4 protein-coding genes are annotated in these 16186 nt (G+C 64.2%); 3 read left to right on the top strand and 1 reads right to left on the bottom strand.

The features are described 5' to 3' along the window. Positions 1-38: 38 nt before the first annotated feature. Entirely contained in the window at positions 39-11117 is an 11079-nt protein-coding gene (locus tag CAG44_RS25375) for a peroxidase family protein (RefSeq protein WP_085693227.1), read from the bottom strand. Between the two features lie 543 nt (positions 11118-11660). Between CAG44_RS25375 and CAG44_RS25370 the strand changes: the two genes are divergently transcribed. The 3 genes from CAG44_RS25370 to CAG44_RS25360 are packed head-to-tail and all read left to right on the top strand — an operon-like array spanning position 11661 to position 16074. Then, positions 11661-13397, top strand: a complete 1737-nt coding sequence (locus CAG44_RS25370) for a type I secretion system permease/ATPase (RefSeq protein WP_085592709.1) — start codon at positions 11661-11663, stop codon at positions 13395-13397. Between the two features lie 6 nt (positions 13398-13403). Next, positions 13404-14744: an HlyD family type I secretion periplasmic adaptor subunit gene (locus tag CAG44_RS25365; RefSeq protein ID WP_085693226.1), complete on the top strand. Its 1341-nt coding sequence runs from the start codon at positions 13404-13406 to the stop codon at positions 14742-14744. 1 nt (position 14745) lies between these two features. Beyond that, positions 14746-16074 carry a TolC family outer membrane protein gene (locus CAG44_RS25360; protein WP_085693225.1) on the top strand — a complete coding sequence of 443 codons (1329 nt, stop codon included), beginning with the start codon at positions 14746-14748 and terminating at the stop codon, positions 16072-16074. The last annotated feature ends 112 nt before the right edge of the window (positions 16075-16186 follow it).

Raw genomic sequence — 16186 nt, 5'->3', positions numbered from 1 at the left:
CCCGTGCATTTCAAGCCGACAGCTTTTCCTTCGGTTCCTCAAACCGACAGGTTGAAGTCCGCTGCGGTCACTGTGGTTGCATCCGCCACTCCCACCAGACGGATGGAGTCGGTAGCACCGATGCTGACCAGCGTGTCCGCGCCGTCATCGGCGATGGTAACGTTGGCGGCAAAGGTGGCCGCGGTTATGTTGAAGGCCGTGATATCCAGCAGGTCCTGCCCACCTGTCGCATCGCTGTCGAAGTTGATGATCAGGTCATTGCCGAAGCCTGCGGCGAACTGGAAGACATCATTGCCATCAGTGGCCATCATCGTGTCATCGCCCGCGCCGCCGTTGACCGTGTCGTTGCCAGCCGCACCGTTGAGGAAGTCACTGCCGTTACCACCCGACAGGATGTCGTTACCATTATCGCCGAACAGCGTGTCACTGCCTGCGCCGCCGTTGAGGATGTCGTCACCCAGACCACCATTGAGGCTATCGTTGCCGTCGCCACCGTTGAGGGTATCGTTACCGATGCCACCCAGCAGTTGGTCGTTACCCGCACCACCGTTGAGCAGGTCGTTGCCGGCACCTCCGGTGATGACGTTGTCCAGCGTGTTACCGGTACCACTGAAGTTGTCTGCCCCGGTATAGGTCAGGTTCTCGATGTTGCTGGTCATGCGGTAGCTGGATAGCGAGGTACGCACCGTATCCGTACCAGCCCCATTAGCCTCGATCAGCCCATCCCCGGCATTATCCACCACGTAGATGTCGTTTCCGAGACCACCTACCAGGCGGTCGGCACCCACCCCGCCATTGAGCAAGTCGTTGCCAGCCCCCCCAGTGATGATGTTATCCAGCGTGTTACCGGTACCGCTGAAGTTATCCACTCCGGTGTAGGTCAGGTTCTCGATGTTGCTGGTCATGCGGTAGCTGGCTAGTGTGGTACGCACGGTATCCGTACCGGCCCCAGCAGCCTCTATCAGCCCATCCCCGGCGTTATCCACCACGTAGATATCGTTGCCGAGACCACCCACCAAGCGGTCGGCACCCGTACCCCCATTGAGCAGGTCGTTGCCAGCGCCACCGAAGATGATGTTGTCCAGCGTGTTACCGGTACCGTTGAAATTACCCGCACCGGTATAAATCAGGTTCTCGATGTTGCTGGTCATGCGGTAGCTGGCTAGCGTGGTACGCACAGTATCCGTACCGCCCTCCGTGACCTCGATCAGCCCATCCCCGACGTTATCCACCACGTAGATGTCGTTGCCGAGCCCCCCCACCAGGCGGTCGGCACCCGCACCGCCATTGAGCAAGTCGTTGCCAGAGCCTCCTCTGATGATGTTGTCCAGCGCGTTACCGGTACCGATGAAGTTACCCACCCCGGTGTATGTCAGGTTTTCAACGTTGGCACCCAGGGTGTAGCTGGCCAGGCTGGTCTGCACCAAGTCGACACCGCCGTTAAGCGCCTCGATCACCGTGTCGCCGACGTTGTCGACCACGAAGGTGTCGTTGCCACCACCGCCGTTCATGGCATCCGCGCCAAGCCCGCCGTTGAGGATGTCGTTGCCAAGCCCGCCAAACAGCTGATCGGCACCGTCCAGGCCAGAGATCACGTCATTGCCTGCGCTCCCGATCAGGATATCGGCGCCATTGGTGCCGACCAGCGTCAAGGCTGGCACCGCAGCAGTCGCCGCCGAGGTGAGTGACTCCTGCGCGCCGAAGGCGTCGGTGTAGCGCACGATCACCTGCAGTTGCTGGCCTCCCTGGTCGAGGCCCGGGGTGAAGGTGGCCGCAGTGGCCCCAATGATGTTGGTGAAGATGCCGCCAGTTCCTTGCTGCCACTGGAAGCTGAACGCCCCCAGCCCGTCCAGGTCGGCAATACTGCCGGTAAGCGCCGTCAACGTCTGCCCCAGGGCTGGCGTGGTGTCGCTGATCAGCACGGCACCGGTAGGCGCATCGTTGACGTTGGCCACCGGGTCGAGGATGTCGGAGGCGATGCTTTCCTGCACCCCGACGTCATCCACATAGCTGACCACCACCCGCATGTTCTGCCCCACCTGTTCCTGGGTAAGGACAAAGGTGCTGCTGATGGCGCCGGCAATATTGACCCAGCCGAGCCCGCGGTTGGACTGCCACTGGAAGGTGAACTGCGGGTTGCTCAGGCCGTCGGCATCGACGATGGTCGCGGTGTTGGCGGTGAGGGTCTGGTTCTGCACCAGCAGCCCGGTCACGGTCGGCCCGGCGGTCGGCGCGCTGTTCGCCGACGAATCGACGATTTCCAGCGTGCCCTTGGCGTCCTGGTACACCGCCCGTACGCGGATGTTCAGCCCCGCCACATCATCCGTGACCCGGTAGGTGGCGCCGGTGGCCCGGGAAACTTCGCCGGCAGCGACGAAGGTGATGTCTTCATAGACACCCGAACCTGGCAGGGTCTCGACTTGCCAGTAGTACGCCACAGGGCCGTTGATGGCGCCGCTTGCATTGGTGGCGCTGACATTGTCGGCATCGTGCACCGCCACGTTGCTCACCCGCAGCAACTGGCCGCTGACCGATGTGTCGTTACGCAGGCCGGTGACAGCGTCGAGGATCGCCAGGTGGCCCGTTGGGCCGGCGTTGACCGCAGTGCCCACACCGGAGGCCTGGGCGCTGTCGGAGAACTGCAGGCGCTCGATACCGGTCAGGCGGTCGACACCATCACGCCCGTCTACCAGGTCAGTGACAATCACCGAGTTGCCATCGACCACCACGCTATAGTCGGTGGCTACCCCCGAGAACACCGCCGTGTCGTAGCTGTCGGTGCCGCTCAGGATTTCACGGACGATCACCAGCTGGCCCGGGTTGTAGGTGCCATTGAGCATCAGCGGCACCATCGGCTCCATGCTGTCGAAGCTGGCGATTTCCGGGCCGGTGCCGTCGCTGTTGGCGCGCACGCTGATGCGCACGTTCAGCCACTTGTCACCGTCGAGGATGTCGTCGCCGCCACGGCCTTCGATCAGGTCGCTGCCGCTGCCGCCGAGGATGATGTTGCCACCGTCGTAGAATGTTGCCCCGGCAGCCAGCAGGCCGGCCAAGCCGTCGATCAGGCTGATGTTGGTCAGCACGCTGCCGTTGGCGCCGTTGGTCGGCAAGGTGGCAGAGGTTTCGCTGTCACCGCGCAGGAAGTCGCCATGGGCCGAACCCGACAGGCCTTCCATGATGTCGAAGCGCACCAGCGCAGACGCGCCCGAGCCCGGTACCGGCGGCACATCGAAGAAGCGGTCGCTGAAGTCGGCGGTCACGCCCTGGGCCAAGCCCTTGAAGGTCGCCCAGTCGTAGCCGGAACCACCGATGTAGCGGTCACCGAAGCCCAGGCTGCCGACCATGATGTCGTCGCCGCCTTCACCGTTGAACTTGTCGTTCTCGTTGCCACCGATGAACACGTCGTTGCCGATGATCGGGTCGTTGCCGAGCGGGTCGAAGTTGTCGCCAGGCGCACCGTCCGAGGTGCCCTTCTCGATCCAGTCGTCACCTTCGTTGCCCATGTCCTGCTCGTTGGCCTTGCTGCCGAGGATAAAGTCGTTGCCCTGGCCGCCAATGGCTTCGGAGGCGTCCTCACCGGTGACGATGAAGTCGTTGCCGAAACCGCCGATGATCAGGTTGACGCCATTACCGCCGTGCAACACATCGTTGCCGTCGCCGCCCTGGATGTTGTCGTCACCACCCATGTCGCTGATGATGTCGTCGCCGGCACCACCACGCAGCTGGTCGTTGCCGTCGCCACCCTCGATGCGGTCGTTGCCGCCATCGCCCCAGACCGTATCGTCACCCTCGCTGGACACCAGGATGTCGTCACCCTCGGTGCCGCCCAGCACGATGTGCTCGGCACCAGCATAGCGGATGTAGTTGGTGTCCGGCCCTGCCGTCAGCGGGCTGTCGCGGAACACCACCTGCTCGCCGTTTTCGCCCAGTGGGTCGAGGTTGCCCAGGCCTTCGTTGAACTGCTTGCTCTGGTCCACTTCCAGGTAGAAGCCCGGGTCGGAGAACACCAGGCCCGGCAGGTGGGTGGCCGAGGTGTTGGCCATGATCAGCTTGGCGAACGAGTTGCTTTCCAGCTCGGCGTTCATCGACAGGCCGGCGGTGCGCTCCAGGTAGTAGAAGCGGTCGCCATCCTGCAGTTTCTCCATCTGGTTCTCGAACACAAAGTTGAAGGTGCTGCCGAGCATGCCGCCGAACGGGGTTTTCGCTTCGGCCAGGCCGCCGATCCAAAGGTCGATGGCATCGACCCCGGTCACGGTCACTGCCCTCAGGTCATCGGCGGTACCCAGCACGCCATCCCTGCCAGGCAGCGTGACGTTGGCGTAGGCTCCGGTGCTGTTGAGGAAGTCCAGGCGATCGGCCGGCGCGCCGTCGCCGCCGAACACCAGGGCCATGGCCGCCGCGCGTTTCTCCAGCAACGTGGTGGCCCCGGTGATGGTGCTATGGGTGCCGTAGGCGGCGATGAAGTTGATCAGCGACTCCGGATGCTTCAGGTGCTGCACCAGGTCGACCCAGCTGGTGTAAGGCTTGAGCTGGGTATCGCCGGTTTGCGCGTAGATGTCGCGGCGCACAGCGTTCAACGAAGGAATACCGACGTCGCGGCCACGGGCGATGTTGATCGCCGGCAGGTCCAGCGGCAGACCGAGCAGGTTGTTGCGCAGCGCCTCGGTGACGAACTCGTCGATCTCGTTACCGGCCTGGCGGGTGACCCCGCGCACGATGGCACTGGTGGCATCCTCGGGGGTGACGCCACTGGCGGCATACGCCAGCGGGTTGAGGAACGCCGCGATCAGGCCCAATTGCTGGTCGGGGTTGGCGCTGGCCGGGTCGCTGATGACGGTGAAGTCGACGTCGAAGCGGTCGACGGTCTCGGTCAGCATCGAGTGGCCGAAACGGTACACGGTGTGAGCGAACTCGGCCACGATCGACGCATCGAGGTCGACGTCATACACCTGGGTCGGGGCGAAGAACAGGTCGACCCGCGGTTGTACGGTGCGGGCGAACTCCTCGAACACCAGGTGCTGGTACTGCATCTCGGTACCGAACTTGGCGGCCTGGAACAGCCGCTCGCCATTCCACACCAGCGCGTCGATTGCGGCTTGGTCGGCCGGCAGCACGGTTATCGGGTTGAGCAGCCACTCGTTGATGAAGGCCAGGTCACCCGAATCGAGCACGGTGTCCATGGTCTGCGCCACCAGCCGGTTGTGCTCGGAGTGGAAGATCGCATGCACGGCAGTCAGGCCGATGTTCTCGTTGACCCGGCCGTCGCCGGCGATGTAGTGCGCATCGAGCAGTTCGTTGTCGTAGGCCAGGTTGGCGCCAGTCTGCGGGTTCACCGGCACGGCATTGCCCACATCGGTATCGGCATCAGGCACCAGTACGCCGTTGCTGAACACCGGCACGGCATTGTGGGCGATGTCGGCAAGGAACTGGTGACCGGTGCGCACGGCATTGGTCAGGTCGATCGGCGCCAGCGGGTTGCCTTCGACCTGCTGGTCGTCGGCCGTGCCGGCAATGCCGTCTGCCCCTTTCATGATCACCATCGGGAAACCGTTGGGCCCCTTGATGAAGTTGCCATAGGCATCGGTCGCCAGTAGCGGCACGTTGTCGACGTCTGCGTCGGTCAGGTTGATGCCCAGTACGTCACGGGCTTGGGCCTTGACCACCTTCCAGGTCGCCATGCCACCAATTTCGGTGTCGTCGGCGGTACCGTAGCGGCCGTCGGCGCCCAGGTCCCGGTTGGTGATCAACCGGCCGGTGGCGATAGGCCCGTCGTCGGTCAGCAGATAGCCGCGCAGGAACACCTGGTGGGAAGGATGCGAGCTGTAGGTCTGGTTCTGATCCACGAACGGGGTGGTGGTATTGGTGTGCTCGTGGATGTCATCGGCGTTGCCGAGGATGCCATCCGGCCCAGGCAGGTTGGTCGCACGGGTCACCACCATGAAGTTGGTGAAACCGCCCTCCACGTACAGCGGGTCATCCGGTTGCAGCGGGATGTAAATAGTGCCCGAGCCCCCCTTGGTGACCAGGTCCAGGCCATGGTCGAAGAACTGCCCGAAGAAGGTCATCCAGGCGTTGAACGGCGCAGACAGGCCAGCATCGGCGGCGGTGTTCTCGAACAGGTACACGTCGTGGTCGTCGGCGGTGCCGAACTGGCCGTCCAGGCCCGGGCTGGCGACGATGCGCACGCCGTCCTTGAGCACGTCGTCGTTGCCCACGGCACCGAAGTTGAGCACGCCGTCCGCACCCGGGTCATACGCGGTGGCATAGGCCGCCGGGTTGTTGGAAGTCTGGTCGACGACCAGGTTGCTGATGGTGCGCGGCTGCGAGTCGAACACCGGGCCGCTGGTCTGCTCGTAAGACGAGCCCGGAATGGCAGGCGAGCCAGGGCCGAAGAAGCCGGCCGGTGCACCTTCGGCCGGGTTGAACACCGGGTCGGTCAAGCGCGGGAAGACGTTGTCGGCGGCACCGAACTGGGTGTTGTTGATGCCGTTGAGGTTCATCAGGTTGTTGTTCGAGCCATCCACCGCACGCAAGCCCAGCGGCGCTCGGATGTTGGGCAGCAGCGAGAGGATGTCTGCCCCGTTGGCATCGGCCTCGGCGATCTTGATCTGGTCGAGGATGAAGTTGAGGTCGGAACGCACCATGTGCAGCCCGGCGCCGCCAGCAGTGGCATCCGCCACCGGCGTGGCTGGCGTCGGTACCACAGGCGCGCCCGGTTGCACCACGGTGGTGGGCTGGGAGAACAGCACTTCGGTGGTGCCATGGGCGTCCTGGTAGATCGCCTTGACCCGCAGCGACAACCCGGCCAGGTCCGGCGACACCTTGAACGTGGTGCCGTCGGCACTCTGGAACGCCAGGTCGCCGGCCGGCAGCAGGATGATGTCTTCGAACACGCCACTGCCCGGGGTGGCCTCGAACTGCCAGTAGTACGACACCGAACGGTCGGCGAGCGTGCCCAGCGGGTTGCCGGCGCTGATGTTGTCGGCATCCAGCACGCCGGCCACGTTTACGGTAAGGACATCGCCCACGGTGATCGCACCGCCGTTGCCATCAGTAATGGCCGGGCTGCCGGTAGGCTGCGCATTCAGCCCCTCCACCAGCACCCGCTGGCTGTCGGCGAACTGCAGGCGCTCGATGTGCAGCAGGGTATCGACGCCATCGCGGCCATCGACGTTGTCGGTCACTGTCCAGACATCATCGGAAGTGTCGAGCGTACCTTTGGTGTTCTGCGTCACCGTGTACTCGCTCTGCACCCCCGAGAACACTGCCGTGTCGAACGCCGCCCCTCCCGTCGAGGTGCCGGGCAGGATTTCCCGCACGGCCTTGAGCTGGCCTGGGTTGTAGGTGCGGTCGAGCATGAACGGAATCATGTCGACCATGCTGTCGAAGCTGGCGATCTCAGGGCCGGTGTGGTTGACGTCTCCTGGGGCATACACGGCGATGCGCACGTTGAGCCACTTGTCACCGTCGATCAGGTCATCGCCCCCACGGCCTTCGATCAGGTCGCTGCCGTTGCCGCCGAGCATGATGTTGCCGGTGGCAAAGCCGGTGGTTGGCAACCCGGCATCGGCCAGGAACTGCTGCAGGCCACGGATCAGTGCCACGTTGGTCAGCGCACTGCCGGTGGCACCGCCGTGGTTGAGGATGGTCACGGCATCGACATTATCGCCCTTGAGCACATCGGCGAAGTTCGAGCCGGACACGCCCTCGACCTCGGCGAAGCGGTCGAGGATGGAAGCCGGCGAGGCGCCGACCGGGTTGAAAATACCGGTGTTCTGGTTCGGTGCGTTGCCATGGGGTTGAGCCAGGGCGGCCAGGGTCAGGTCGACGGTGACGCCAACCTGGTCATTCTTGTTGGTAATCCAGTCGAAGCCGGACATGCCGTCCATCTTGTCCTGGGCGTCGCTGCCGACAAAGATGTCGTCACCGCCCTCGCCGATCATCTCGTCAAAGCCACCGCCACCGACGAAGATGTCGTTGCCGACCACTTCATCACCCAGCAGCGGCGCAAAGTTGTCGCCGGGCGCACCGTCCTGGGTGCCCTTCTCGATCCAGTCGTCACCCTCGTTGCCGGTCGGCGGCAGGTTGGTCTTGGCGCCGAGGATGAAGTCGTCGCCCTGCCCGCCGAAGGTTGTGCTGATGTCCTCGGTGGTGATGATGAAGTCCTGGCCGTTGCCGCCCAGGATCAGGTTACCGCCCACCAGCATGCTGCCGGCGACGATCACGTCGTTGCCGTCGTTGCCTTCCAGGCGGTTGTCGCCGAAGGAGTCGGTGATGATGTCATCACCGGCACCGCCCAGCACCGCATCGTTGCCCGCACCGCCTTCCAGGGTGTCGTTGCCGGCGTCGCCGTAGACAGTATCGTCGCCCTCACCGGAGATGATGATGTCGTTGCCGGAGGTGCCGCCCAGCACCACGTGGTCTTCGCCGGTGTAATGCAGGAAGTTGGTGTCGGTGCCCACGGTATCGGGATTGTCGCGAATCACCAGCGGCACCACTTCGACGCCGTTGATCATGATGCCGCCCGTCGGGTCGGCCCGGCCATCGGCCCCCAGCCCGGTGAACTGGTTGGCCTGGTTCACCTCGAGGGTGAAGGTCGGCGTGAGGAACACGGTGTTGGACAGGTGGGTGACATCGGAGTTGAGCATGATCAGCTTGGCGAAGGAGTTGTTCTCCAGCTCGGTGCCAAAGTTCATGCCCGCGGTGCGCGACAGGTAGTAGAACCGGTCGCCGTTCTGCAGGGCTTCCAGCTGGGTCTCGAAGACGAAGTTGAAACTGGAGCCGAGCATGCCGCCGAATGGCATTTTCTGCTCGGCCAGGCCGCCGACCCAGAAGTCGATGTCATCGACGCCGGTCACGGTCACTCCGGTGATGTCATCGGCGGTGCCGGGGATGCCGTCCGCGCCGACCAGTGTCACGTTGGCGTAGGCACCGGTGCCGTTGAGGAAGTCCAGGCGGTCCGCTGGCGCGCCGTCACCGCCAAGCACCAGCGCCACGGCGGCGGCGCGCTTGGCCGCTTCGGTGTCCGCCCCGGTGATGGTGGCGTGGGTACCGTAGGCGGCGATGAAGTTGATCAGCGACGCCGGGTGCTTGAGATGGTCGGCAAAGTCGGCCCAGCTGATGTAAGGCTTGAGCTGGCTGTCGCCGGTCATGGCATAGAAATCGCGCCGCGCCTCGTTGAGGGTGGGGATGCCGGTGTCACGGCCACGGGCAATGTTCAGCGCGGGCAGGTCCAGCGGCAGGCCAAGCAGGTTGTTGCGCAGCGCCTCGGTGACGAACTCGTCGATTTCGTTGCCCAGCTGACGGGTGACGCCACGGATGATCGCGCCGGCCGCTTCGTCGGCGGTAGCGCCACTGCCGGCGAAGGCCAGCGGGTTGAGGAAGGCAGCGATCAGGCCGAGCTGCGGGTCGCCGTTCACCGGGGCGAACGCCGGGTCGAAGCGGTCGACGGTCTCTGTCAGCATCGAGTGACCGAAGCGGTACACCACATGGGCGAACTCGGCGAGGATGGCCGGGTCGATCGAGGTGTCGTAGCCGTTGGGGGCCAGGAACTCGTCGATCTGCGGCTGGATGGTACGGGCGAACTCTTCGAACACCAGGTGCTGGTACTGCATCTCGGTGCCGAACTTGGCCGCCTGGAACAGCCGCTCGCCGTCCCATACCAGCGCAGCGATTTCGGCGGGCGTGGTGGGGATGGCAGCGACATCATCGATCAGCCACTGGTTGAGGAACGCCACGTCGCCGGAAGCCAGCAGGGTGTCCTTGGTCTGCTGCACCAGGCGGTTGTGCTCGGAGTGGAACACATGGTGCACGGCAGTCAGGCCGATGTTCTCGTTCACCCGGCCGTCGCCGGCGATGTAGTGGGCGTCGAGCAGTTCGTTGTCGTAGGTCAGGTTGTTGCCACCCGGCCCCACCGGCTGTGCGTTGCCGACGGCAGTATCGGCGTCGGCCTGCAGCACACCGTTCACGATCACCGGCGCGGCGTTGTGGGCGATGTCGTCGAGGAAGCCATGCCCGGTGCTCACGGCATTGGCCAGGCTGATCGGCGCGTCGCGGTTGCCTTCGACCAGCGTGGTGACGTCGTCGGCGGTACCGGCGATGCCGTCGGCGCCATTGCTAACGCGCATCACCACCTGCGGCATGCCGTTGGGCCCGCGCACGAAGTTGCCGTAGGGGTCGGTGGCCAGCAGCGGCACGCTGTGCACGTCGGCGTCGGTCAGGTTGATGCCCAGCAGGTCGCGGGCCTGGGCCTTGACCACCGCCCAGGTGGCCATGCCACCGCTTTCGCCGTTGCCATCGTCGGCGGTGCCGAAGCGGCCATCGGCGCCCAGGTCACGGTTGGTGATGAGCCGCCCGGTGGCTACCGGGTCGCCTGCGGCATTGAGCGTGTATTCACGCAGGAACACCTGGTGCGAGGGGTGCGAGCTGTAGGTCTGGCTCTGGTCGACGAACGGCGAGGTGGTGTTGGTCTGGCCATCGTCGGCGGTACCCACAACACCATCGGCGCCTGCGGTACGCACAGCCCGTGGCAGCACCATGAAGTTGGTCGGGCTGCCTTCGACGAACAGCGGGTCGTCCGGCTGCAGCGGGATGAACACGAAGTCGGTGCTGCTCTTGGTGACCAGGTCCAGACCGTGGTCGAAGAACTGGCCGAAGAAGGTCATCCAGGCGTTGAAGCCGGCGGTCAGGCCGACGTCGGGCGACACGTTGGGGATGAAGAACACTTCGGTGTCGTCAGCGGTGCCGAACACCCCGTCGATGCCGGGGCTGATCACCGGAGCGGCACCACCATTGGCCTCGACCGCGGCCGGGTTGTTCGCCGTCTGATCGACGATCAGGTTGCTGATGGTGCGTGGTTGCGAATCGGTGACCGTGCCGGTGCCGGCATAGTCGCCGCTGAAGGAGGGGCTGAGCAGGCGCAGGAACGAGTTGTCGGAGGCACCGAACTCGCTCTGCCCGGTTACCAGGTTGTTGTAGCTGCCGTCCACGGTGCGCAGGCCGAACGGTACCTGGCTGTTGGGCAGCAGGTCGGTCAGGCTCGCGCCATCGGCGTGGGCTTCGGCGATGAAAATCTGTTGAAGGATGAACTCCAGGTCCGACTTGCTGAAATCTGCCATTTCAATTGCCCTCGATCTGTCCGGAGATGACACAGGGCAACAGGGTCCTTCCCGCGCCCAGTCAGTGTTGACGTGCGCAGATACTGGTTCGGTGGTCCAGGTTCAGTGGGCACAACACTCTTGTGCTGGCCCCACTGGCCTCATCATTCGCAAGCCGGCACCCACCATCCGGGGGGCCTTGTTAAGCATGCGATACAGCTGTAACGCACATGCATCGACCCCAGCTCGCACAGGGCCCGAATACATCAGACTAAAGTCGCAGGCGAAAAGGTTGTCAATATCCCGTCGAAAAAATCATCGGCCGATGATGATGCGATGCAAATAGCTGTTTTTTTGGCACTTATGAAAAGTTCAAAGACTTCATAGAGCGAAATGATATTACCGGCTATGTCGCTGCAACCTACGCTCCAGCATGTGGGAGCAGCGCAGCGTTTTGGAGCATCCGCCATTAGAGCGATCCGCCTGCGAGCCAACCAGAAGCCACGATTACCGCTGCACGGGGCGCCGCAAGGGCTTCCCGATTTGTGATAAAGGGAGGCCCCGATGCACAAGCCACCACGCACTCGTTCCGAGCTGGCCGACGTGCTGTTCCGCCTGCGCCGCAGCTTTTTTGCCCTGGCCGCCTTCAGCGGCGTCATAAACGTCATGATGTTGACGCCAGCAATTTATATGTTGCAGGTGTACGACCGCGCCCTGGTCAGCCGCAACGTCACCACCCTGACCATGCTCACCCTGCTGGTGATCGGCTTGTTCATGCTGATGTCGGCCCTGGAGATGGTCCGTACCCGCGTACTGATCCGGGTCGGCAACTTCCTCGACATGGACCTCAACCGACGCATCTTCAGCGCTGCCTTCGAACGCAACCTGAGCCGCGCCGGCGGCAACCCGGCCCAGGCCCTGCAGGACCTTGCGCAGGTGCGCCAGTTTCTGACCGGCAACGGCCTGTTCGCCTTCTTCGATGCCCCCTGGACGCCGATCTACCTGCTGGTCTGCTACCTGATCCACCCACTGCTGGGGCTGGTGACGCTGATCGGCTCGCTGATCCTGGTGGGCCTGGCCTACCTCACCGAGAAGGCCACGCAAAAACCCTTGGCCGAGGCCAACCAGGCGGCCATGTCGTCGGCCAGCTATGCCAACAACAACCTGCGCAACGCCGAAGTGATCGAAGCCATGGGCATGCTGCCGGAGATAGGCAAGCGCTGGTACCAGGGGCACTTGCGCATCCTGCAGATGCAGACCCTGGCCTCCGACCGCGCCGCAATGATCAGCAGCACCGGGCGCTTCGTGCGCATCACCTTGCAGTCAGTGATCCTCGGTGCCGGCGCGCTGCTGGCGATCGAGGGCAAGATCACCCCCGGCATGATGATCGCCTGCTCGATCCTTACCGGCCGCGCCCTGGCCCCGGTTGAACAGGCGATCGCCGCGTGGAAGCAACTGTTGGGCTGCCGTTCCGCCTGGGGCCGGCTCAACGACCTGCTGCACGACTACCCGCAGCGGCCACCGAGCATGTCGCTGCAGCGGCCAATGGGCATGCTGGCCGTGGAAAACGTGATCGCCGGCGCCCCCGGCACCAACAACAACATCGTGCGCGGGGTCAGCTTCAGCCTGGTCCCGGGTGAAAGCCTGGGCATCATCGGCCCTTCGGCCTCGGGCAAATCCACCCTCGCCCGCCTGCTGGTAGGCGTGTGGCCGACCCAGGCCGGCAAGGTGCGCCTGGACGGCGCCGACATCTTCACCTGGAACAAGGCCGAACTTGGCCCGTGGCTCGGCTATCTGCCGCAGGACGTGGAGTTGTTCGAGGGCACCATCGCCGAGAACATCGCACGCTTCACCGAAGTGGACAGCGAAGCGGTGATCCGCGCTGCCCGCAGCAGTGGCGTGCACGACATGATCCTGCGCTTCCCGCAGGGCTACGACACCCGCCTGGCAGCCGACGGCAGCCCGCTGTCCGGTGGCCAGAAGCAACGCATCGCCCTGGCCCGTGCGCTGTATGGCGAGCCGAACCTGGTGGTGCTGGACGAGCCCAACGCCAACCTCGATGACGTTGGCGAAAAGGCATTGGTCGATGCGCTGGCCGAACTCAAGGCGCGCGGGGCCACGGTAATCCTGATTTCCCACCGGCCTAATGTGCTGTGCGCGGTCGACAAGGTGCTGATGCTGCGTGACGGTGCCGTGCACATGCTCGGCAGCCGCGACGAAGTGTTCGCGGCGCTGCGCAAGGCCAGCGTGATCCCGGCGGCGACCGCAGCGCCGCTGGCCTCGGTAAAAGCACGGGAGTGATCGATCATGCAGATGACCCAACACACCGAATTGATTCCCGCCGAGGCCCGCAACGGTATCGACCTGGACATGGGCCGGCCGGCACGCTGGGGCGTATGGATGGTCATCGCCGGCTTTGGCGGCTTCCTGCTGTGGTCGTGCCTGGCGCCACTGGATGCCGGGGTGGTCGCCACCGGCACGGTCAAGGTCACCAGCAACCGCAAGGCGGTGCAGCACCTGACCGGCGGCACGGTCGAGGCGATCCTGGTGCGTGAAGGCGACATGGTGAAGAAAGGCCAGGAGGTGGTACGCCTGGACGCCCTGCGTGCGGTGGCCGAACAGGGCGCGGTCAGTGCCCAGTACATCGTCAGCAAGACCGTGGAAAACCGCCTGGAAGCCGAGCGCGATGGCCGCGACACAGTCACCTTCGACCCTGCCCTGCTCAAGCACTACGGCAACGACCCGCGCCTGCTGGCAGCCATGGACCTGCAACAGCGCCTGCTGGACACCCGCCGCGCCGGCCTTGCTGGTGAACTGAGCATCCTCGAGGAAAACCTGGCCGCCACGGCGGTGCAGCTCAAGGGCCTGCAGCAGGTGTACGGCGCCCGCGCCTCGCAGATCGGCTTCCTCAACCAGGAACTGCAAGGCACACGCGTGCTGGCCGCCGAAGGCTATGTGCCACGCAATCGCCTGCTGGAGCTGGAACGCAACAATGCCGACCTGTCCGCCGGCCAGGCCGAAAACCTCAACAACATTGCCCGGGCGCGCAGTCAGGCCACCGAGATCAAGCTGCGCATCCTGCAACGCCAGCACGACTACCTCAAGGAAGTGGAATCGCAACTGACCGATACCGCCAAGGAGAACACCACCCTGGCCGATCGCCTGCGCGCGCTGGACTACGAAGTGACCCACACGGTGATCCGCTCGCCGATCGACGGCATGGTCCAGGCACTGAGCATCGCCACGGTCGGCGGCATCATCCAGCCTGGGGCCAAGATCATGGAGGTGGTACCGCTCGACCAGCCGTTGCAGGTCGACGCGATGATCCCGGTGCAGGCCATCGACAAGATGGTGCCGGGCCTGGACGTGGACCTCGCCTTCCCGGCCTTCAACCATGCGAAGACACCGAACATCCCCGGGCGGGTCATGACCATTTCCGCCGACCGCCTGATGGACGAAGAAAGCAAGCAGCCGTACTACCTGGCCCAAGTGGAAGTGACGCAAGGCGGCATGGGCCTGCTGGGCAGCAACCACATCCGCCCCGGCATGCCGGCCACCGTCACCATCAAGACCGGCGAGCGCAACCTGCTCAGCTACCTGCTCAAGCCGATGCTCGAACGCGTGGACGCCTCGTTCAAGGAGCAATGACATGAATCGCCCGTGCCTGATGTTGTGCCTGTTGGGGTTGTCCTTACAGGCCAGTGCCATGGACCTGAAGCAAGCCTGGGACCTGCTGCAGTACCAGGGCCCGATCTACCGCGCCGCGGTGCACGAGAAAGAAGCCGGCAGTGAGAACCGCGCCATCGGCGAGGCCGGCCTGCTGCCGCAGATCAACGCTGCGGGCTACTTCAACAAGGTCAATGGCAGCCAGCGGCAGAATGGCCGGGGCAGCGACCTGGACTATGACTCCAAGGGTGCCAACGTGCGGTTGCGCCAACCGCTGTTCAACAAGCAGAAGATGGCCGAGTACCGCCAGGGCCAGCAACGTGCCGACTACAGCGTGGCGGTGTTCGATGCCAAGACCCAGGACGCTGCGGTGCGCCTGGCCGACGCCTACTTCGACGTGCTGCTGGCCAGCGAAACCATCACCCTGGCCAAAGCCAAGCTGAATGCCTTCGAAGAGCAGCTGGCGTCGGCGAAGCGGCGCATGGAGCTGGGTGCCGGCACCATCACCGATATCGACGAGTCTGTAGCCCGTCGCGACCTGGCCGAGGCCGACCTGATCGAGGCCCAGGACAACCTGGTCAACGCCCGCCGCAAGCTGGAGGAATACATCGGTGAAACGCCGGAGTCGCTGACCACCTTGCAGCCGGGCTTCAGCACCCCGCCGCTGATGCCGGGCAACCTGCAGGACTGGCTGGTCAAGGCCCAGGCCGACAGCCCACTGATTCATGCGCGCCGGCACAACTACGAGCTGGCCGAAGAAGAAGTGAAACGCGCCCGCGCCGGGCACTGGCCGACCCTGGATTTCGTGGCGGGCTATACCGCCGGCAGCAGCCAGTCGATTTCCGAACTGAACCAGCGCAACCACTACAGCTCGATCGGGCTGGAGCTGAACATTCCGCTGTACAGCGGTGGCAGCACCAGCGCACTCACCCGCCAGGCCAGCGCCAACAGTTCCAAGGCCCTGGATGAACTGGACGCCACGCGCGAGGAAGTGATTTCCGGCACCACCCGCGAGTACCGCGGCGTGCAGAGTGGCGCCTTGCGCATTCAGGCGCTGGAAAAGGCCGTGGCGTCCAACGAACGCTCGCTGCTTTCGGCCCGCAAGGGTTTCAGGGAAGGCGGCACCAGCACCAACTCGGATGTGCTCAATGCCGAGGAGTTGCTGTTTGACGCCCGGCATGACCTGTTCGAGGCGAAGCTGAACTACCTGATGTCGCGGCTGCGCCTGGCATCGTCGGTGGGCAGCCTGGGGGATGACGATATCCAGCAGATCAACGATTACCTCGGGCCGGAACTATTGGTTACCAATTGATGCTGCCTTTGTGGGAGATTCTATGGTTGTGGGCAATGCTTTTTGCCCCCTTTGCTCATGTATTCGCCTTGAGTCTTCATCAAGGCGAATGCAATTCTGGCCAGCTTTCGGG

The sequence above is a fragment of the Pseudomonas sp. B13(2017) genome, from assembly GCF_002113245.1.
GTDB lineage: Bacteria > Pseudomonadota > Gammaproteobacteria > Pseudomonadales > Pseudomonadaceae > Aquipseudomonas > Aquipseudomonas putida_Z.
Note: the sequence above shows the minus strand (reverse complement) of the source record. Positions and strands in the feature narration are given on the sequence as shown.

Bases quoted from the DNA above. Each gene is read 5' to 3' on its own strand.
- CAG44_RS25375 (WP_085693227.1), bottom strand. From the start codon at position 11,117: ATGGCAGATTTCAGCAAGTCGGACCTGGAGTTCATCCTTCAACAGATT.
- CAG44_RS25370 (WP_085592709.1), top strand. From the start codon at position 11,661: ATGCACAAGCCACCACGCACTCGTTCCGAGCTGGCCGACGTGCTGTTC.
- CAG44_RS25365 (WP_085693226.1), top strand. From the start codon at position 13,404: ATGCAGATGACCCAACACACCGAATTGATTCCCGCCGAGGCCCGCAAC.
- CAG44_RS25360 (WP_085693225.1), top strand. From the start codon at position 14,746: ATGAATCGCCCGTGCCTGATGTTGTGCCTGTTGGGGTTGTCCTTACAG.